Below are 19,504 nucleotides of genomic sequence, written 5' to 3'. Positions count from 1 at the left end.
TGCCCTTTATATCGGACGCATTTTTGATTTGTTTAGCGCCCGGAACAGGCAAACCGCAGAAACTTCTGCATAGCCGGCTTTCTTCAGTGTGTACGCTGCTTGGTGGAGCGTCGTGCCGGTCGTATAGACGTCATCGACGAGCACGATTTTCCCATATGTAGTCGCAACTTGTACAGCAAACGGGTTTGGACGGTGCCGCCTTTCTCCTTTCCCAAATTCACGCTGACTTGAAACCTCTTCTTTTTGAAGGAGTTGTTTTGTCGGTCCGATCGATCGAGCGAGCACGTCCGCCTGGTTGAAGCGACGCGTCAAAAGCCGCTCCTCGCTAAGCGGGATCGGCACGTAAATCACGCCCGATTCGCGCGTCCGTTTGAGCACGTCTGTCACGTGGCCGACGAGCGCGACGTCCCCGCCGAACTTGAAGCGATGGAGCCAATTCGTACCGGCCTCGTCGTAAACGTAGAGGCAACGGACCGTCAAATCGAGACCGAGCGCGAGCCAACGGATGCAGTCCGGACACGTTTTCCCGTCTGGGTTAGGGTGACCGCAGCGTGGACAGCCCGCTTCGAGCGGGGTCAACATCGCTTCACAGTCCGGACAGACCCAGTCGCGTTTCAATAGCGTCGCCGGACTCCACGGCACCGTCATCGGTTGGCGGCAGACGAGGCAGTTCATCGCCGATTCGCCTCCTCGATCGCGCGGATGGTCTGGTCTTGCCGGAACGTCCGCTCGGAATAAAACAAGACGACGTCCCCGGTCGGCGCGTCGGGCTTTCGCCCGGCCCGGCCCGCCATCTGGATGAGGGCGCGCGTCGAGAACAGACGATGGTCACTATCGAGAATGGCGACCTGGACGCCGCGGACGGTCATGCCGCGCTCCCAAATCGACGTCGCGAGCACGATGCCGTTCGTTTCTTCTAGCCAGACGAGCGTATCCGTTCGCGCATCAGTGTCGGCCGAAACGGCCCGGTAGTCGAGCCCGGCCGTCTCAAGTAGCTTTCCATAACGGACAAGGTCCGGTTTCGTCGGGACGAACAACAGGCGCGGCGCCTCATGGCTCCGGCAAAAGTCGAGAATGGCTGACTCGGTCTGTTTGACGAGCCGCGGCATCGGCAAGTCGTGGCCATGATAGCGGCGCGACAAGTGGGTGGTTGGAAACTGACGTTGCCAAAGCGTCGGTGTCGCCGTGACGAATAAAAAAACGCCTTTCCCGGCACGATAGAGCGTCCACCAGAGCGATAAGTCGAAGGCGAACGGGAACGCGTCCGACTCGTCGACGAGGACATAATCGAACACGTCGCGCAAATTCACAAGAAGCGGGGCCGTCGCGACGGTGATCATCCCGATCGATTCCTTGTCCCCGCCCCCGTAGCGCCGGGTGATTGGGACAGAGAACGCAGCTTCGAGCCGGTCGGCCCACTCGATGGCGACGTCACGTCGTGGGGAGACGATCAACACACGCTTCTCTTCATTGACGATGCGGGCAATGACCGGGAACGCCATCTCGGTCTTGCCGGCACCGCAGACGGCGTGGACGAGACCGGTCTGTCGTTTCTCCCACCACGTGAGTAATTGCTCGCTGACACGTTGTTGCGCGTCTGCCAGCTCGAACGGCATAACGAGTTCAGTCGGTTCGACCGGCGTCGTGACGTCGATCTCTGCTAAAAAGTCACAGCGGCATACCCGCCCGAGGTGCAAGCAATTGCGGCAATACTGACATGCGCCGTGATGACAGGTGAACGCGCGGATATCGGTGCTCAGACAGCGCTGACAGACGCCGAAGCGAATGGCCCGCTTCCCGCCTTGTTGCAAGACGAGTTGTCCCATACGATCAGTCCTTTTTGTCTGACGTTATCAGGTCGCTTGCTTCCGTGCCACACCCGCTATTTCAGGCAAGTCGACCCGTTTCATTCTAAAGGATGATGCCTTCCCGGATGGAATCGAGTAAAATAATGGAAGTAGTCAACTATATTTAGCGAGGAAGTGGTGAACATGCGTCGTTTCTTTGGGACGTTGCTTGGAGCCGGGCTCATCCTTTATGGCGTCGGCATGCTCCTGTCACACACACTGTTCGGTGACCCGCGGGACGAACGGCGGGCCATAGAGGCGGCGGAACAATACGTCACTTCGACATATCCAGAGATGGATTTATCAGCCGTCCACGCCGGTTTGATGATTTGGGGCGACGATACATATGTCGTTACAATCGCTTCACCTTCGAGCGAGGACACTCAGTTTTATGTGACTGTCTCCCCAGATGGCACCATCCTGTCAGACGAATACGATGATGTCCTTTCAGGGATGGTGACGTTCAATCGGCTGAATGCGGAATATCGCCCGCTCGTGGAAAAAGCGCTCCTCTCGCTCCCGTTCGACCACGATTTGTATGAAGAAGTGTTGACCGTCTATGAAGGTGAGGACTCGGATGAGGAGGCGCTTGACCCGGCAACGCTCATCCTCGATCACCCGTATGACATCAAACAAATCGGAGAAAATCACGGTTCCCTCTTCATCTCGATTGAAGGCGAAGACGCGACAGCCCGGCACGCAAGTGAACGGATGCGTGACATCAAACGCGTTCTCGACGAGGCCGATGTACCGTTCCGGACGCTCCTCGTCACGATTCAAGACGGGCGCGACTCGTTCTATTCCGGACGCGTCAACGCGGAAGATATCGACGATGATGGGTTGGCCGAGCGCTTGCAACGAAATGATAACGAATGGAAGGATATGAAGTAATTGATGCATAAACGACTTATCCACAACGTCTTGACCGGATTAGGTATGCTCAGCATCTTTTTGTTAGGATGGTGGTTCTGGTATGTGCTTGACGGAAGCGAAAAAGCCGAACAGCGCGCCATCCAAGCAGCCGAAGACTATGTCCACCAGACTTACACGGACCGAACGCTTCATGTGACAGACGTGATGTACTTATCACTATATGATCCGAAATATCACGTCAGAATGACTTCGGACACAAGCGTCGACACCGATTTCACGGTAAGGGTGACACGGAGTGGCAAGATTGTTGATGATAGCTATGAAGAAGATGTCGTCTCAAAGTTCAATACATACACGCGTATCCAAGAAGCTTACGACCGAGCTGTTCAAGATGCTCTCCGGTTAGTCTTTTCAGATCGTATCTCACTTATGGCCGAATTACCGTATTTACAATGGGATGAAGACAAAGACGAAGTAAACAAGATAGACCTTGACGACCTAGAGGTAGACCAAGTAACAGGGCTAGCCTTTTATGGAGCACGATACGGGATTCTCTTTGCTCATGTGAGGAGTAAATCGTACACTTATGAAGAGGCAGCGGATTTATTACGTGACCTCAAATATGAGGCTGACGACCGTAACATTCGCTTCCACTCAATCAAACTCCAAATCACAATCGATGGGGTGGAGCGTTATACTGAAGATATCTTCTATGATGACATCGATTCACCTGATTTTGTAAAGCACTTAGAACAACGTCTCAATAATTAGAAAAGGTTCATCCGCATACAGCAGATGAACCTTTTGTTGTGCCTCTTGGACGTCAGGGTGGACGAGGCCGGACGTGCCGCCATATTCGTCAAAGAAGATGGCACTATTTGTTCGCGCTTCGCACATTTGTTTCAATGTATCTTCTAACGGCAACATTTCGTAGACGACAGGCAGCTCTTTCACGTACACCTTTTAATTGACGGAAGGCTGTGCTCCAACTCTTCAGCGGATAACCCAAGTGAATTCCACCCTAGTTCTTCATAAATGTTTAACAATTCTCCAAAGTCAGCAGGTGGCTCTTTCGTATAGTGTATCGATTCCATCATCGAATCCTACGTTCTTTTTGTAGACTCTTCCTTAATCACGGACGTGAATAATCGCCTAGAGCTACTATTCGTTTAGAGTTTATAATCAATCGAGTCGTGCTCATCCCCCGCTCCACTTACTAATGAAAAAAGGCGACCGGCCCAATTCAAGTCGGACCAATCACCCCTTTTATTCACTTCTTGTAGAACATGATTGCCTCGTACGCCCGAAGCGACAGCGTCGTCCCATCAAGTTGTGGCACGTCGTAGTTATGGCTAACGACATTGGCACATGTGAACGATTCAGGAATCTCATACGTTGTCTCCGGCCCATAGAAGTTGGCGACGACGAGTACTTCTTCTTCGTCCGTCTTCCGCGTGTACGCCCAGACGTCTAGGTCCTGTTTCGTCAACAGCGTATAGTCCCCGTCCGTCAACACGTCGAGCTCTTTGCGGAGCGAGATCAAGTTCTTGTAGTGGTAGAACACCGAATCCGGGTCATCGAGCGCCGTCTCGACGTTGACCTCCGTATAGTTCGGCGCCACGTTGATCCATGGCGTCCCGCTCGTGAAGCCGGCGTGCGGCGTCGCGTCCCACTGCATCGGTGTCCGTGAGTTGTCGCGTGACTTCTGTTTGATGGCGGCCATCATGTCCTCGTGCGACACGCCCTCGTCGCGCTTCAGCTTGTAGATGTTGAGCGTCTCGATGTCGCGGTACTCGTCGAGCGAGTCAAACCCTGGGTTCGTCATGCCAATCTCTTCGCCTTGATAGATGTACGGTGTCCCTTGTAGGCCGTGGAGCACGGTCGCGAGCATCTTGGCGCTCTCGACGCGGTGGTCGGTATCGTTGCCGAAGCGGCTGACGACGCGCGGCTGGTCGTGGTTGCACCAGAAGATGGCGTTCCAGCCCTTGCCGTGCATCCCTTCCTGCCACGTCGACATGATGTCTTTCAGCTGCACGAAATCGAACGGTGCGGCGACGAACTTCTCGCCGTTCGGGTAATCGACTTTCAAGTGGTGGAAACTGAACGTCATGCTGAGCTCACGCTCGTCCGGGCTCGAGTAGCGGACGCAATGGTCGAGCGTCGTCGACGACATTTCGCCGACCGTGATGACGTCATGCCCCTCGAACACTTCGCGGTTCATCTCTTTCAAGAACTCATGGATGCGCGGTCCGTCCGTATAAAACTTGCGGCCGTCCGACTCGTCCTCCGGGAAGTCCTGTTGCTTCGAGATCAAGTTGATGACGTCGAGGCGGAACCCTTTGATGCCTTTCTCGCGCCAGAACCGCATCATCTCGTAGACGTCCTCGCGCATCTGTTCGTTCTCCCAGTTGAGGTCGGCCTGCGTCTCGTCGAACAAGTGGAGGAAGTACTGGCCGCTCTTGTCGTCATACTTCCAGGCGTTGCCCCCGAACTTCGACTCCCAGTTCGTCGGTTCGTCGCGCCAAATGTAATAGTCCCGGTACCGTTCGTCACCGGCGCGCGATTTTTGGAACCACTCATGCTCGGTCGACGAGTGGTTGACGACGATGTCCATCATCAGTCCGATCCCGCGCGCCTCGGCCTCGCGGACGAGCTCGTCAAGGTCTTCCATCGTCCCGTACGAAGGATCGATCGCGTAATAGTCGCTCACGTCGTACCCGTTATCGTTTTGCGGCGACTTGTACACCGGTGTCATCCAAATATATTCGATGCCGAGATCGGCCAGATAATCGAGTTTCGACGTCACTCCTTTAATCGAGCCGGTAGCGTTGCCTTCCGGGCTGTAAAAGCTTTTTGGATAGATTTGATAGACGACTGATTTGCGCCAGTTTGTTTGTGTCATGAACGACAGCTCCTTTTGTAAGAGTTTTCATTTTGATAGGAAAAGGGGAAGAACCTCCGTCCCTCCCCTTGATGAATCCCCGTATTATGCGACTTTGTCTACTTTCAGCTCGCCTTTTTTCATGTAGCGTTTTGACAAGGCGAATGTGAGCACGAACGGGACGACGATCGCAATGACCATCCCGACCATGAAGAGCAAGATTTTATCTGTGAAGATCGACAGGAAGCCAGGGAGTCCCCCGACGCCGATGCCGATGGCCTGGACGTCGTTCAGCGTGATGAAGACAGCTGCGATCGCCGACCCGATCATCGCCGAGTAGAACGGGAACTTGTTCGGCAAGTTTACCCCGAACATGGCCGGCTCGGTGATCCCGAAGTAAGCCGAGATCGCTGACGTCGACGCCATACTCTTTTGTTTGGCGTTATGCTTGTAGACGAAGAACATAGCGAACGCCGCCGAACCTTGGGCGATGTTCGACAGAGCGAGCATCGGCCAGATGAACGTGCCGCCCGTCTCCGCGATGAGTTGCAAGTCGATCGCGATGAACAAGTGGTGCATCCCCGTGACGACAAGCGGTGCATAGAACAAACCGAACAAGAGCGCACCGACGACCGGTACCGCTTCGAACACGTTGACGAGGCTCGTCGCGATGACGTTACCGATTCCACGTGTGACCGGTCCGACGATCGCAAGGGCGAGGAAACCTGTGACGACGATTGTCGTGATCGGCACGACGAGTAGCTGAATCGCGTTCGGAACATGTTTTTTCAAGAATATTTCAATATGGCTCAAAATGAAGGCCGCGGCCAAAATCGGCAAGATTTGACCTTGATAGCCGACTTTCTCGATTTCGAACAGCCCGAGGATGTCGAACGTCGGGATATCGCCTTCAAGCGCCGCTTGCCCGTAACCCCATGCGTTCAACAAGTCCGGGTGGACGAGCAGTAGACCCATGACGATACCGAGCACTTCGCTGCCGCCAAAACGCTTCGTTGCCGACCAACCGACGAGGGCTGGCAGGAAGACGAACGCCGTGTTCGCCATCATGTTGATGAGGTCCCATAAGCCTTGCAAGTTCGGATACGCCTCGATGAGCGTCGCGCCGTCGACGAACAGTCCTTCCGACGCGAGCAAGTTGTTGATCCCCATCAAGAGACCGGCGACGATGATGGCCGGGATGATTGGCATGAACACGTCCGAGAACACTTTGACGAGTTTTTGGAGCGGGTTCATCTTCTTGCCGCCTGACGATTTGACTTCAGCGACCGTTGCCGCCTCGAGCCCGGCGAGTTTGATGAACTCGGCGTAGACGCGCTCGACGTCCCCGGCACCGATGACGACTTGGTACACGCCCGAGTTCTCGAACGCCCCTTTGACGAGATCGGCTTCTTTTACTTTTGCCTCATTGACGAGCGACTGGTCTTTCAGTGAGAGACGGAGTCGCGTGACACAGTGCGCCGCTTTATCGACGTTATCCTTGCCCCCGATGGCTTCTAGGATATCCGCGGCGATTTGACGATAATCTGCCTTCATAAGATAGGCCTCCTTTGTGTGAAAGCGTTTTTTGAGAACGGTTACATATGATTACAAACAAAGTTTAACTTATATAGATGAGTTCTGTCAACAACTTATCTATATAAGTTTATCGTGACGAATGTGTGACAAGCGTTCACTAATTTTGTTCCCTCTCCTCCCGATTCAAAACGACAAAAAAGACCCCTTCTTAAAGAAGAAGCCTTATCGACGCGCCACATCGCTGAACTGAAACTTGTCGAGCCGGTGACGGGACTCGGTATATTCGAACTGTCTTCCCTCATACAAAAACGTGTCGTTCGTGATGACGATGACATATTCGTAATCGTGAAGATCTAGCCGTGACCGGTCAAGCTCGGTCACGTCCTCGGCCGCGATTTTCCGCTTCGCGTAGCTGATCTGTTGCCCGAGCTCGCGCTCGATGTATTGATAGATCGAGTGCTCGGCAATCTGTTTCGTCAGACCGGGGACGAGGTCTTTGACGAAATAGTTCACGTCTAAAATGACGTTCTCCCCGTCGAAGTTGCGGACCCGTTCGATCCGGTAGACGAGCGTGGCGGGCTCAAGACCCATCCGTTCGGCGAGCCAACTCGGTGCCTCGATCTCCTCGAACGAGGCGACGCTCGTCTCGATCGAACGGCCGAGCATACTGGCGTATATTTCCGAGAAGCTGACGATGCCGTTGAACTGGAACTCGATCTGGTCGCGGCGAAGCACGAACACGCCTTTGCCGTGATGTTTGCGGACGTAGCCGTGCTCTTGGAGCAAGTCGAGCGCTTTCCGGACCGTGCCCCGGCTCGCCTCGTATTCATGCATGAGTTCTGTCTCTGACGGCAGTTTCGACTCTGCCTCGTACTCACCCGTTTTCATCCGCTCGGCGAGCCGTTCATAGATTTGACGATACTTGGCCACAAGCCCACTCCTTTCTTCATCGAAAAAGACGACCATGCGGCCGTCTTCTGTTTATCGTTCGCGGTGATACCACGTGATGCCGATCGCGCCAGGTCCAAGGTGTGTCCCGATGACCGGTCCAAAATGACCGCCCGTGACTTGCGCTTGCGGAAACTTCTGTTTCATCGAGGCGATCTCTTCGGCCTGACGTTCCGGGCAGTTGGCGTGGATAATGCCGATGCAATATCCCGCGCCGTCACCGACGATCGATTGGTCCATCATCTCTTCGATGCGACGGACCGCCTTCTTGTACGTCCGGATCTTCTCGAACGGGACGATCTGTCTATCCTGAAAATGAAGGACCGGCTTGATCTGCAGGAACGAGCCGACGAGCGCTTGCGCCGCGCTGAGCCGTCCGCCCCGTTGGAGGTGGTCGAGGTCATCGACGACGAAATAGGCGCGGATCCGTTCACGCGTCTTCACGAGATGCTGCATGATCTCCTCGGCCGAGGCACCATTGTCACGCATATGGACAGCCTCTTCGACGAGAAACGCCTGAGGCATGCACGAGATTTCAGAGTCGAACGCGTGCACGTTGACATCGACCATGTTGTTCAAGGCGATCATCGATTGATACGTCCCGCTGATCCCGCTCGAGAGCGTGATGGCGATGACGTCGGTCACTTCAGCCGGAAGGCTGTCGATCAGCTCGACCGTCTCTCCGATGATCGGTTGCGATGTCGTCGGCAAATTCCCCGCCTCGATCCGTTCATAGAACGCCTCCGTCGTGATATCGACGGCCTCACGGAACGATTCTCTGCCAAAAATCACGCTTAGCGGTGCGACGTGGACGTCGTGTCGCTCACAAAATTCGGCCGGCAAATAGGCGGTACTGTCGGTCAAAATCGCTATGTTTCCCATACTATATCCTCACTTTACATCGTTTCGTTTTTCCAATTGAATTAAGATTCCATTCCATATTGTAGCACAAAAGCGATGTATTGCATCGGTCTAGGTCAAATCTCAACCCACCCGCGGCGGATCGCATCGACGACGGCTTGCGTCCGGTCGTTTACTTCCATTTTGCGCAGGACCGACGAGACGTGGTTCTTGACCGTCTTCTCACTGATGAACAGCATGTCGCTAATATCGCGGTTCGAGCGGCCATCGGCGAGCAAGTGAAGCACTTCGACCTCACGGCGCGACAGCAACCGATAGACGGGATCGTCCGTCCGGTTCACGACGTTCCGTTCGGCTTGTTCTCCTTTGAACTGGAGCAGGCGCCGGTAATCCTTCAACACGTTCGTCGTCACTTTCGGATGCAAGTACGCCCCGTCTTTCGCGACCGAACGAACGGCCGAGATGAGTTCGCTTGAAGCTACTTCTTTCAACAAGAAACCTGATGCTCCCGCTTCAAGCGCATGTGTTATGTAAGATTCGTCATCATGGATCGACAGGATGAGGACGCGCGTGTCCGACGATGCCGCGGTCAACTGTTTCGTCGCCTCGATCCCGTTCAAGTCGGGCATGTTGATGTCGAGGATCATGATTTCCGGTTTCTCCTCTTTGGCGATGCGAATCGCATCAGCACCCGTCCGTCCTTCAGCGATGACGGTGAACTCGTCTTCTAAATCAAAGATCCGCTTCAAGCCCTCTCGAAACAGCTCATGGTCATCGACGATTGCGATGCGGATTGTATTTGTCATTTCCATCGTACACTCCCCTTTATCTGTATTACAAAATCGGGATCGACATGCGGACGACCGTCCCCTTGCCGATTTCCGAATCGATATTGATACTGCCGTTCACAAGCTCGATCCGTTCGCGCATCCCAACGATGCCGAACGACTCTTGCCCGATCATACTCGGCACGAAGCCGACCCCGTGATCGCGCACGTGAATGTGAATCACGTCTAGCGCTTGCTCGACGTTGACGATGATTTCCGTCGTCTTCGAATGCTTGATCGCATTTTGGACCGCCTCTTGGACGAGCCGGAAGACGTTGATCTCGAGTTTTTCCGAGAGACGTGTCCGGTTGCCGCGATAGTTGAGCCGCGTCTTGATCGCCGTGTACTCTTCCGTCTGATGTAAATAACGCTCGAGCGTCGGCAAGAAGCCAAGGTCGTCAAGCGACATCGGCCGCAGGTCGTAAATCAAGCGTCGCACGTCGACGAGCGCCCCGCGAATCAGCCGTTTCAGCTCGTGCAGTTCGGCGAACGCCTCGTCCTTGCCTCTTCGGTCGAACGTCTTCTCGATCAAGTCGGCCCGAATCAAAATATGGGCAAGGGATTGCGCGGGGCCGTCATGCATTTCCCGGGCCAGGTGGCGCCGCTCACGCTCAGCCGCCTCGAAGACGCTGATTGCCATCTCTTGCTTCTTCATCATGTCCGAATACTCTTGCTGCAGGTCGTCGCGTAAAAAGTTGAGGACGACCGAGACGCGGCTGACTAACCGGTCCGCCCGCTCCATCGTATCCTGAAGGACGAGCAACCGCCGCTCGAGGTCGTTTCGGCGCTGTTGGCTCACCATCTCCTCTTTTTGGATGAGGAACCGCTCGAGCTGCATCTGGTTGGCGAGTTCATACGCCTCGCGGATCTCTTGCTCACTATGTATATGGAACTTCTTACTCACTTGAACGAGTTTATTCTTCGCCGCTTTCACTAATAGATCGAGGCGCTCGGACTCTTTAATGTGAAACTCGATCTTTTGCGTCAACTCTTTTAGCTCCGTTTGGATCGACGAATACTCATTAGCTGAATTTTCAGTTATACGGACGATCTCCTCTTTACTCTCCGTCACCGTATCAATCATATTTGTTATGATATGCTCTAATGCTGTACGATCGGTAATATGATTCACGATGCCATCCCCTAATAGTTCGGTAGTAAGTCCTCATTTGTTTCTATTATCGACTGCATAAGCGTTCGTTTCCAGTAAAAATCAGAGGCTATCTTCACAATTCGCCACTTAATCTACAGACGCCTACTCGATTTCAAAAAAAATACATGAAAATAGAAAGGAGAATTTTCAGAAATGTCTACTGAACAAAATTATACTATAAAACAAGACGGAGAATACGAGGTCGTCATACAAAAATCAAAATTTATCGCTCACTTTAAACGCGTCGCGACCGAAGCGGAAGCCCAGACGTTCATCCAAACGATCAAAAAAGCGCATTGGAGCGCCAATCATAATTGTTCAGCCTACATCATCGGAGCCCGAAACGAATTCCAAAAAGCGAACGATGACGGCGAGCCGAGCGGGACGGCCGGCCTGCCGATGCTCGAAGTGCTCCGTAAACGCAATTTGAAAGACACGGTCGTCGTCGTCACCCGCTACTTCGGCGGCATCAAGCTCGGCGGCGGCGGACTCATCCGCGCCTACGGCGGGACGGTGAGCGAAGGGCTCGATGCGGTCGGGATCGTCGAACGGTTGCCGATGCAACGTCTCACGCTCACGGTCGACTACGGATGGATCGGGAAAGTCGAGAACGAGCTCCGCCAGTCCGCTTATTTGCTTGACGAGATTGTCTATGCCGATACCGTCACGTTCCACATCTCGGTACCGGTCGAAGCGACCGAGGAAGCGCTCGCCTGGCTCGTCGATTTGACGAACGGTCAAGGCGGACTCGAGACCCAGGACGTCCGTATCATCGAACGTGATTTTGTGCGCTAGGTCCCGTATACTAAAAGAAATGACTGAAATGAGGAGACGACATGGAACAAGACTCCCGCAAGAAACGCTCCGTGTGGAAAATCGGTCTGCTCGTGCTTGGCCTCGTCCTGCTGATCGGCGGTTCGGCCTTCGGCTACTTCGTTTTCAAGGCGAACGAGACGGCAGAGACCACGAACAGCGAACTGACGCGTGGCGACAAATCGGAACGTCGCGACGACACGATCGATTTGACGAAAAATCACTTCTCCGTCCTGCTCGCCGGCGTCGATGGCGGTGCCTCGCTCGAAGAGGGACGGACCGACTCACTGATGGTGGCGACGTTCAACAAGGAATCTCGCCAAGTGACGCTCGTCAGTATCCCCCGCGACGCGTACGTCGATATCGTCACGGAGGACGGCGAGTTCAAGGACAAGATCAACCATGCGTATGCGTACGGCGGCATCGACACGACGATCGCCACGGTCGAGACGCTGTTTGACATCCCGATCGATTACTACGCGACGATCAACTTTGACGGCATCGAAGACCTCGTCGACGCGGTCGGCGGCGTCGAAGTCGACGTGTTGATCCCGATCTCAGGACGGGCCACCGGCAACGTCGAGCTCGAACCGGGCGTCCAGATGCTAGACGGCAAGGAAGCACTCGCCTATGCCCGCATGCGGAAAGACGACCCTGAAGGCGACATCGGCCGGGCCAAGCGCCAACAACAAGTGCTCGAGGCCATCATCAACGAGGCGACGACGATCAATTCGTTCACGAAGCTCAACCGGATCATGACTGCGGTCGGCAATAATATCCGAACGAACATGTCGCTCTCCGAGGCGTCCCAGCTCCAGCCGTATACGAAATCGCTCCGCTCGTTCAACCAAGAGACGCTAGAGGGCGGCGACTTGACGATCGGCGGCGTCTACTATTATGAGTTGGACCAGGCGGATTTGAACGATAAGCGGGCACTGTTGAAAACAGAGCTCGGTCTTCCGGTCACTGCCGAAGACAGTGAACCTGACCCAGGCGACGGTTTTAGCGAGACGACGACGTACTGACCTAAAAAAACGACCAAGGACATGGCGTCCTTGGTCGTTTCTATGTGTATATCCAAGTCACGTCTTCGCCCGGCCGAGCAGGCGGCGTGACGTCTGGATGATCGGTTTGTAGTTCGGGTGGATCAACTCCGTCGACTCGACGATCAGTTCGATGACGATCAAGACGATGACGAACGTGATGACGGCACCGACCATCGTCGTCTTCGCGAACAGAATCGAGGCGATCCCGAAGAAGAACGTCATCCCGTACATGAGAAGCACCGCTTGGCGCGTCGTGAACCCCATATCGATCAACTGGTGGTGCATGTGTGACTTGTCAGGCGACATCGGCGGGCGCCCTTGGACGAGCCGGCGGACGATCGCGAAGATCGTATCCGAGATCGGCAGTCCGAGCAAGAGGACCGGCACGACGAGCGAGAACAGTGTCACGTTCTTGAAGCCGATCAGCGAGAACACGGCGAGCATGTAGCCGAGGAAGAGCGCACCCGTGTCCCCCATGAATATCTTCGCCGGGTAGAAGTTGTGGACGAGGAACCCGAGCGTGCTCGCGAGCAGCAAGAGCGCCATCATCGTCAAATAGACGTTCCCTTGAATGATGGCTAGGAGCGCGATCGTCCCGAGCGCGATGCTCGAGACCCCGGCGGCGAGACCGTCGAGGCCGTCGATCAAGTTGATCGCGTTCGTGATCCCGATCAGCCAAAGCACCGTCACCGGGATGCTCCAAGCGCCGAGATAGAGCTGTTGGTCGAACGGCAAGTTGATGAGTTCGATCCGCATCCCGGCGTTCAAGACGACGACCGTCGCGATCATCTGCCCCATCAACTTGATGCGGGCGTTCAACTGGAACCGGTCGTCGATCAGGCCGGTCAAGATGATGATGACCGCTCCGATCAAGATGGCCTCGTTATAACGACTCGTCGGCAACAACAAGGCGTAGCCGATCAGGAAGGCGATGAAGATGGCGAGGCCGCCGATTCGCGGCATCGTCCGTAAATGTACTTTTCGGGCGTTCGGGTGATCGACCGCTCCGATCAGAAAAGCGAACCGGCGAACGAGCGGCGTGATCAAGATGGCCATCACAAAACTGACCAACATGGCAATCCATAACATGGCCAACGTTCCTCTCTCAAAAAAATAGACTCTGGCGAATTATAGCATATTTCCCGTCACCAAAATCGTATCAGAAATGTTACAGCAAAAAACCGACGAACGTTCTCGTCGGTCAAGCGTGTGCTGGTTCAGTCGTGACTTCTTCAGCTGATGCATATGTATATAGACCGCGCCCGACTTTCTTGATTTCCGGGTTGACCGATTCGATCTTGACCATTAATTGGTAGATGTTGCTAATATGGTGACGGTAGCGAAGCTCGAGCTCCATCTGGATGTCACGCACACTCATCGTCTGCCGTTCTTTCAAAAGGTCTGTGACCTGATGGACGTAAACCTCGAGCGGATAACGTTGATTGACGCGACGCGGACGCAGCCGCTTTGATGGATCTGTCGACAGCTCTTCTTCCCGTTTGTCCCGGCTCAGTTCAGAAATTAAGTATTCGGCCCGGCGCTGTAATTGACGATACGACTCCTCGATCTCCATCAGTTCGCGATAGATATGTTCGTTGATGTTCGTAGATTCCATACACAATTCCCCTTCTACATCCAATTGAACTTCTCGATTACCTATTTTAAATCAAGATTTTCTAATTATTACTTGTTATCTTCTAAAAGTGTAACGGAGGTGTAATGTGTTTGTCATCTGTTTTTGGGCGTTTTGGACTTTTTAGGACTTTTGAACCAAAAAAAAGATGACGACTGTTCGGGGCAGTCGTCATCTCACGGAAGATGAACGTAGTCTGTTACGCGCCGACGCGTTCGAGGATGCGTCGGAGCGAGAGTTCATCGGTCGAAGCGACGATGAGGTCTGCATGACCAAGCATCGACTCTTCCCCGACGGCGACAGCAAACATGTTTGCCGCTTTGATTGCAGTCACGCCTGCGGCTGCGTCTTCAACGCCGATGGCATGTTCGGGTTTCACGCCAAGGGCAGAGGCAGCCTTCAAAAACACTTCGGGATGTGGTTTTGAGTCGGCGACAGTTGCTGCATCGACAATGTGATCGAAGTAATGGCGGACACCAAGTGCGTCAACGACCGCGAATGCGTTCTTTGAAGCAGATGCCATTCCGATTTTGAGACCGGCCTCTTTAATTTCATCGAGAAATGAAACGATGCCAGGAAGCAAATCGGCCGAAGAGATGTGCTGAATGAGTTCAACGTAGTGCTCGTTCTTCTTCTGGGCGAGTTCCGCCTTTTCATCCGGTGTGAAATCGTCCTGTCTTCCGCCGAGCGCAAGGATGCGTTCGAGCGAGTCAGTCCGGCTCACCCCTTTGAGCGTCTCATTGAACTCGCGGTCAAATGGAATGTCGAGCTCTTCTCCGAGTTGTTTCCAAGCGAGGTAATGGTACTCCGCGGTATCAGTGATGACACCGTCCAAATCAAAAATGACTGCTTCAATCGTCGACATACATGCTTTCCGCCTTTCCTTCAAATGTTTGTGTCCTCAGACTACATTTAGGGAACTTGACAAGTACCCGTTGCACGATTGGTCAATGATGCAAACGGTTGCACTTGTTCGATTTCTATTATATCGGATAACGCCTCATCTATGCAACCGCTTTCGCAGAAAAATTAAAAAATAGGAAGAGCGCTTCGCTCCTCCTACCATTTTACAATTGAATGCCGACGACTTTCACGTTCACCGCTAGCGGTGTCATTGCGAGCATCGTGTCCATGTCTTGCGTGATCCGCTCTTGGACGCCCGTCACCGTCTTGACGATCGATTGACCGTAAGCGATGTAGAGCGACAAGTTGATGATGACGCCTTCCGACGACTCATCGACTTTGACGTGCTTCATGAGCGCACGTTCTGAGAGTTTCGTGTCTTCTTGTGTGAACGACACGTGTTTCGTTTCTTTGACGACGACCGCGGCGATCATCTCGACGACGTGGCGTGAGACGTTGACGTCTCCTTCTGTACTGTTCATTCCATTTTCATATGGCATGCTGTCACTTCCTTAGCTCTAGTTTCGGTTTCCATCTAAAGTGTAGCGGAAAACCGCCGTTTAGAAAAGGGTTTACGATTTTGGGTCTTTCACGTCCTGCGCGCGGCGGACATCGATCTCGACGAGCGGCCTCAACATCCGGACGGCCGGCGGGCTGATGATGAGCAGGACGATGAGGCAGGCGACACCGAACAAGACGAGCAACTGTTGCCATGACGTCGGCATGAATCCGACCGGCACGAACGCCTTCCAGGCGACGATTAAAAACACATGGACCAAGTAGACGTATAGACTATACTTCCCTGCCCGCGTGAACACGGGCAACTCACGCCCCGGCACGATGAGCGCGAAGCTGACGGCCATGAGCGTCGACACCGTATAGACGATCAAGAAAGCGAACGGACCGCTCCAAATCGCCTCCGGCACCGCCGTCTCGTAGGCGAACCGGAATTTGAACAAGTTGCCGACGTGATAGAACGTGCCTTCTTTTTGGAAGCTCATCGAGGCGAGCAGTCCGAGCGTAAGTGCGATGAAGACGACCGCCCCACCGACCCGGTAACGGTTCCGTTGCTCGGCCCGCTTCGGCAACTCGAAGAAGTTCATCGTGTTGCGCTCACTCATCCAGTTGCCGATCAAGAAGAACGGATAGAACATGATGACTTTCCGGAGCGCGAAGAATCCGGTCGATTCTTCTTGGAAGCCGAACAACAGGGCGAACAACAGCGCATAGAGCACATACCCTTTCAACTGGGTCACGTACGGCGTGATGACGTACCAGATGACGATGGCCATCAAATACCAGAGCGCCCAGTACGGCTTGAGCACGTTCAGTCCCGGGTTCTCGAGCGACAAGAGCGGGACCCCTTCCGTGAAGGCGAACCACGAGCCGAGAATGACTTGCCAGATCACGTAGACGACGAACAGCTGGATGACACGCAAATAACGGTTCTCCCGAAAGAAGTAACCGCTCAGCATAATGAATAACGGCATATGAAACGTATATAAGAACAAATAAACCCACTTCGGCAGTAAGTCGTCGTAGGCACCGCGCACATCGGTCAGCAAGTGACCGAAGACGACGAGCAAGACGAGCACGCCTTTAATATTGTCGTACCAATGATTTCGCATAGCGTCCCCTCTAGTTCTCCTGTTGCTTTTCCTCTTTGTTGTTGGCGTATCGCTTCTGAGCGACAACCCGGATTTCAGCCGTCCATGGCACCAACGAGTCGATGGACCTCTTCTTGTTCGAACCCTTCGTTGAAGTATCGGTTCAACGTCGTCTTCACATCGTTGTGCTGTTTATACAAGCCGACGACGAGCTCAATCAACTCTTCTTGAGTGAAGCGCTTCAACTCAGCACGCAGTTCACCGACTTTTAACTTCTTCATCTGACCACCCGCTTCATTTTTTTCCTTTCCCATCATAGCCGATTTTTACGAGCGATGAAATTACGATTCAACAAAAAAATGATGACGTCATTGTCATCATTCCCTGTATCTGCCGCTTGCAAGCCGAATCGTTAACAAATCTTCATGCGCGAGCAGGTTTTGCGCGTATTCAAATGGACGAGAGTGGGTAGAGTATAGTATAGTGGTTTTACTAAATAATCAGAATATTCTAATAAAGGAGGTGTGGAGAATGGCTTCTGTCATCCGTAACCGTCATCACGTGGTCCATGACCCGAAACGTTCGTTCTCTAACTTTGGATTTTGGTGGAGTATCGGCGCGTTTACGATCGGTTTATTCATCATCGCTTTCGAACCGCTCCGTGAACGGTTCAACGCCTTACATCCGGTCGCTTCAGTCTTGTTCCTGATTGGCATCTCGTTCGTGGCCGGTGTCGTCATGAAGCTCGCCCGTGACGTCTGGTGGCTCAACTACCTGCTCGAGCGCACGTCGAACCGGTACATGTATGTCGGGGCGGACACACTCCGGAGCTGGCAATACACGCTCGACTCGATCTGGTTGTTGACCCGCACCTCACAAAAAAAGCTCGGCCGACTGTACATCCAAATCGACCGAACCGTTCGTGCTGAAGAAGCGAAACGCATGTTCGCTGCCTATTTGATAGATCGTGGCGTCCTCGTCGTCTACTCGAGATCGTCCAAACCGAAGAAAATGGCCTGACCGTTTCAATCGATTAACGGCACAACCCATGCTCGAGCTGCTTCGACTTCCTCCATTCGCAGCTCGTGCCCGCCTCCGTGATAGAAGAGCTCGACGTCCGCTCCGGCTTCCCGTAGCGTCGACGTCAGCTCTTCTGTTTCTTGTTTCGGACAAATCGGGTCACGCTCACCGGCCGAGATGAACACGGTCGCACCCGTCAAGTCAGGGAGCGTGAGCGAGCGGTCCGGTACCATCGGATGGAACAAGAGCGACGCCTTGAACGCGTTGTCCCGGTATAAGGCCGATCCGATCAAGTTGGCACCGTTCGAGTAGCCGAGCGGGATCATCTTGTCGCGGGCAACACCGTATTTAGCTGCCGCCTCGTCAAGAAACGTGAGGAAGCGCTCCGTCTGTTTCTTCAAATCTTCAAGGTCTAACACGCCTTCCGCATGACGGCGGAAGAAACGGGACATGCCGTTCTCGAGGACGTCGCCCCGGAGCGTGAGAATGTTCACTTCAGTTGAGAGTTCACGGGCGAGCGGGATCAAGTCCTGCTCCGTCCCGCCTGTACCGTGCAACAAGACGAGCGTCGTCTCGGTCGTGCCTTTAATGAATTGATGAATCATATTCTGTCTCCTCTCGGGATTGTGATGGTTGGTAGCGTTCGTGTGATCTTGTCGCGGTCGACTTCGAGCCAGTCCGGCAGCTTCAGCGCGCTACCGAGTTCGTCGATCGTTTCATCAACGAGGAACCCGGGTGCGTCGGTCGCGAGCTCGTGCAAGATGCGTCCTTCGTCATGGAAGTAGACCGAGCGGAAGTAGTGCCGCTCTCTCACCTCGGTCGGACGGAGGCCGCGGTCAAAGATTGCGTCTTGCCACGTCGTATACTCGTCACCGTCCGCGATACGCCAGGCGATATGGTGGACCGTCCCCGCACCGGGCACGCCGTTCGGGAGGACGGCCTTTTTGACGTCGATGACGTTGCCGTAATCGGCCTCGCCCTCAAGTCGGACCCATTCCGAGTCTTCCCCCGTCTTCGTGAAGCCAAACAGTTCGGTCAATAGCCGCACCGTCGCCTCCGGGTCTTTCGACAAAAGCGTCGCCCCGGCGAACCCGGTGATCGCTTCTTGTTTCGTGATACCTGGAACGAGCCAGTCCGTCTGTTTCGCGCTCGCCCGCGCGACGAGCTCGACGACGAGTCCGTCCGGGTCTTCGAACAACAACGACGGCTCGCCGAACCGTTCGGTCGCGACCGTCGCGACACCGTGTTCGCGGAGACGCGCTTCCCAAAACAAGAGACTGCCAACTGGTACGAGATACGCGGTGACACCGACCTGCCCGCTGCCGACGCTGCCTTTCCCGATACCCGGGATCGGGAAGAACGTGATGACCGTCCCCGGCGTCCCGGTTTCATCGCCAAAGTATAAATGGTACGTGCCCGGGTCGTCGAAGTTGACCGTCTGCTTGATGAAGCGGATACCGAGGACGTTGCCGTAAAAATCTAATGTGCGTTGCGGGTCTTTCACCATCGCCGAGATGTGATGGATACCTGCTGAGTGCGTCGTCATGACGTGTCCC

Annotated in this window: 22 protein-coding genes; 5 read left to right on the top strand and 17 right to left on the bottom strand. The window is 54.2% G+C overall.

Annotated features, from left to right (window positions below; all coding sequences use genetic code 11):
• Positions 1–6: 6 nt before the first annotated feature.
• On the bottom strand, positions 7–675 hold the full coding sequence (locus tag BJU60_RS09435; protein ID WP_070328641.1) for a ComF family protein: 669 nt from the start codon (positions 673–675) through the stop codon (positions 7–9).
• On the bottom strand, positions 672–1,826 hold the full coding sequence (locus BJU60_RS09430; protein WP_070328640.1) for a DEAD/DEAH box helicase family protein: 1,155 nt from the start codon (positions 1,824–1,826) through the stop codon (positions 672–674). The genes BJU60_RS09435 and BJU60_RS09430 overlap by 4 nt, the downstream gene beginning before the upstream one ends.
• A gap of 165 nt (positions 1,827–1,991) precedes the next feature.
• Between BJU60_RS09430 and BJU60_RS09425 the strand changes: the two genes are divergently transcribed.
• Together BJU60_RS09425 and BJU60_RS09420 are read left to right on the top strand one after the other, a co-directional pair.
• Positions 1,992–2,738 carry a hypothetical protein gene (locus tag BJU60_RS09425; RefSeq protein ID WP_070328639.1) on the top strand — a complete coding sequence of 249 codons (747 nt, stop codon included), beginning with the start codon at positions 1,992–1,994 and terminating at the stop codon, positions 2,736–2,738.
• 3 nt (positions 2,739–2,741) lie between these two features.
• Positions 2,742–3,491 carry a hypothetical protein gene (locus BJU60_RS09420; protein WP_141737242.1) on the top strand — a complete coding sequence of 250 codons (750 nt, stop codon included), beginning with the start codon at positions 2,742–2,744 and terminating at the stop codon, positions 3,489–3,491.
• Here BJU60_RS09420 and BJU60_RS09415 read toward each other — a convergent pair.
• The 7 genes from BJU60_RS09415 to BJU60_RS09385 all read right to left on the bottom strand — a co-directional run bounded on the left by BJU60_RS09415 (position 3,468) and on the right by BJU60_RS09385 (position 10,905).
• Entirely contained in the window at positions 3,468–3,680 is a 213-nt protein-coding gene (locus tag BJU60_RS09415) for a hypothetical protein (protein ID WP_070328637.1), read from the bottom strand. The genes BJU60_RS09420 and BJU60_RS09415 overlap by 24 nt on opposite strands.
• A 310-nt stretch (positions 3,681–3,990) precedes the next feature.
• A complete protein-coding gene (treC, locus tag BJU60_RS09410) occupies positions 3,991–5,622 on the bottom strand; it encodes an alpha,alpha-phosphotrehalase (RefSeq protein ID WP_070328636.1) in 1,632 nt (543 codons plus the stop codon).
• A gap of 84 nt (positions 5,623–5,706) precedes the next feature.
• Positions 5,707–7,155 (bottom strand): PTS system trehalose-specific EIIBC component, encoded by a 1,449-nt coding sequence (gene treP / locus BJU60_RS09405; RefSeq protein WP_070328635.1) that lies wholly within the window; start codon positions 7,153–7,155, stop codon positions 5,707–5,709.
• A 204-nt stretch (positions 7,156–7,359) separates the two neighbouring features.
• Positions 7,360–8,103, bottom strand: a complete 744-nt coding sequence (gene treR / locus BJU60_RS09400; RefSeq protein WP_070328634.1) for a trehalose operon repressor — start codon at positions 8,101–8,103, stop codon at positions 7,360–7,362.
• Between the two features lie 15 nt (positions 8,104–8,118).
• Positions 8,119–8,967, bottom strand: coding sequence for a DegV family protein (locus tag BJU60_RS09395; RefSeq protein WP_070328633.1), 849 nt, complete (start codon positions 8,965–8,967; stop codon positions 8,119–8,121).
• A 95-nt stretch (positions 8,968–9,062) separates the two neighbouring features.
• Complete coding sequence (locus BJU60_RS09390) at positions 9,063–9,758, bottom strand: response regulator transcription factor (protein ID WP_131438756.1); 696 nt, start codon at positions 9,756–9,758, stop codon at positions 9,063–9,065.
• Between the two features lie 22 nt (positions 9,759–9,780).
• On the bottom strand, positions 9,781–10,905 hold the full coding sequence (locus BJU60_RS09385; RefSeq protein WP_174545515.1) for a sensor histidine kinase: 1,125 nt from the start codon (positions 10,903–10,905) through the stop codon (positions 9,781–9,783).
• 174 nt (positions 10,906–11,079) lie between these two features.
• Here BJU60_RS09385 and BJU60_RS09380 point away from each other — a divergent pair, with 174 nt between their 5' ends.
• On the top strand, positions 11,080–11,721 hold the full coding sequence (locus BJU60_RS09380; protein WP_070328631.1) for a YigZ family protein: 642 nt from the start codon (positions 11,080–11,082) through the stop codon (positions 11,719–11,721).
• A gap of 41 nt (positions 11,722–11,762) precedes the next feature.
• The gene (locus BJU60_RS09375; protein ID WP_070328630.1) at positions 11,763–12,764 is read left to right on the top strand and encodes an LCP family protein; all 1,002 of its coding nucleotides are present in this window, start codon (positions 11,763–11,765) and stop codon (positions 12,762–12,764) included.
• A gap of 57 nt (positions 12,765–12,821) precedes the next feature.
• Here the strand turns inward: BJU60_RS09375 and BJU60_RS09370 are convergent, their stop codons facing one another.
• The 6 genes from BJU60_RS09370 to BJU60_RS09345 all read right to left on the bottom strand — a co-directional run bounded on the left by BJU60_RS09370 (position 12,822) and on the right by BJU60_RS09345 (position 17,209).
• A complete protein-coding gene (locus BJU60_RS09370) occupies positions 12,822–13,874 on the bottom strand; it encodes a glycosyltransferase family 4 protein (RefSeq protein ID WP_070328629.1) in 1,053 nt (350 codons plus the stop codon).
• Between the two features lie 112 nt (positions 13,875–13,986).
• A complete protein-coding gene (locus BJU60_RS09365) occupies positions 13,987–14,400 on the bottom strand; it encodes a Rok-like winged helix domain-containing protein (protein ID WP_016509287.1) in 414 nt (137 codons plus the stop codon).
• Between the two features lie 217 nt (positions 14,401–14,617).
• Positions 14,618–15,283 (bottom strand): beta-phosphoglucomutase, encoded by a 666-nt coding sequence (pgmB, locus tag BJU60_RS09360; protein ID WP_016509311.1) that lies wholly within the window; start codon positions 15,281–15,283, stop codon positions 14,618–14,620.
• Positions 15,284–15,485: 202 nt separating this feature from the next.
• Positions 15,486–15,803 (bottom strand): Asp23/Gls24 family envelope stress response protein, encoded by a 318-nt coding sequence (locus BJU60_RS09355; RefSeq protein ID WP_233589584.1) that lies wholly within the window; start codon positions 15,801–15,803, stop codon positions 15,486–15,488.
• A gap of 90 nt (positions 15,804–15,893) precedes the next feature.
• Complete coding sequence (locus BJU60_RS09350) at positions 15,894–16,949, bottom strand: acyltransferase family protein (RefSeq protein WP_070328627.1); 1,056 nt, start codon at positions 16,947–16,949, stop codon at positions 15,894–15,896.
• A 74-nt stretch (positions 16,950–17,023) separates the two neighbouring features.
• Positions 17,024–17,209 (bottom strand): hypothetical protein, encoded by a 186-nt coding sequence (locus BJU60_RS09345; RefSeq protein ID WP_070328626.1) that lies wholly within the window; start codon positions 17,207–17,209, stop codon positions 17,024–17,026.
• Between the two features lie 250 nt (positions 17,210–17,459).
• Here BJU60_RS09345 and BJU60_RS09340 point away from each other — a divergent pair, with 250 nt between their 5' ends.
• Positions 17,460–17,948: a hypothetical protein gene (locus BJU60_RS09340; protein ID WP_070328625.1), complete on the top strand. Its 489-nt coding sequence runs from the start codon at positions 17,460–17,462 to the stop codon at positions 17,946–17,948.
• 5 nt (positions 17,949–17,953) lie between these two features.
• On the opposite strand, the gene BJU60_RS09335 is transcribed toward BJU60_RS09340, so the two are convergent.
• Together BJU60_RS09335 and BJU60_RS09330 are read right to left on the bottom strand one after the other, a co-directional pair.
• Positions 17,954–18,553, bottom strand: coding sequence for an alpha/beta hydrolase (locus tag BJU60_RS09335; RefSeq protein WP_070328624.1), 600 nt, complete (start codon positions 18,551–18,553; stop codon positions 17,954–17,956).
• Positions 18,550–19,494, bottom strand: a complete 945-nt coding sequence (locus BJU60_RS09330) for a VOC family protein (RefSeq protein ID WP_070328623.1) — start codon at positions 19,492–19,494, stop codon at positions 18,550–18,552. Before BJU60_RS09330 ends, BJU60_RS09335 begins: the two co-directional genes overlap by 4 nt.
• Between the last annotated feature and the right edge of the window lie 10 nt (positions 19,495–19,504).

Source organism: Exiguobacterium aurantiacum (assembly GCF_001766415.1).
In the GTDB taxonomy this organism is placed as follows: Bacteria; Bacillota; Bacilli; order Exiguobacteriales; family Exiguobacteriaceae; genus Exiguobacterium; species Exiguobacterium aurantiacum_A.
Note: the sequence above shows the minus strand (reverse complement) of the source record. Positions and strands in the feature narration are given on the sequence as shown.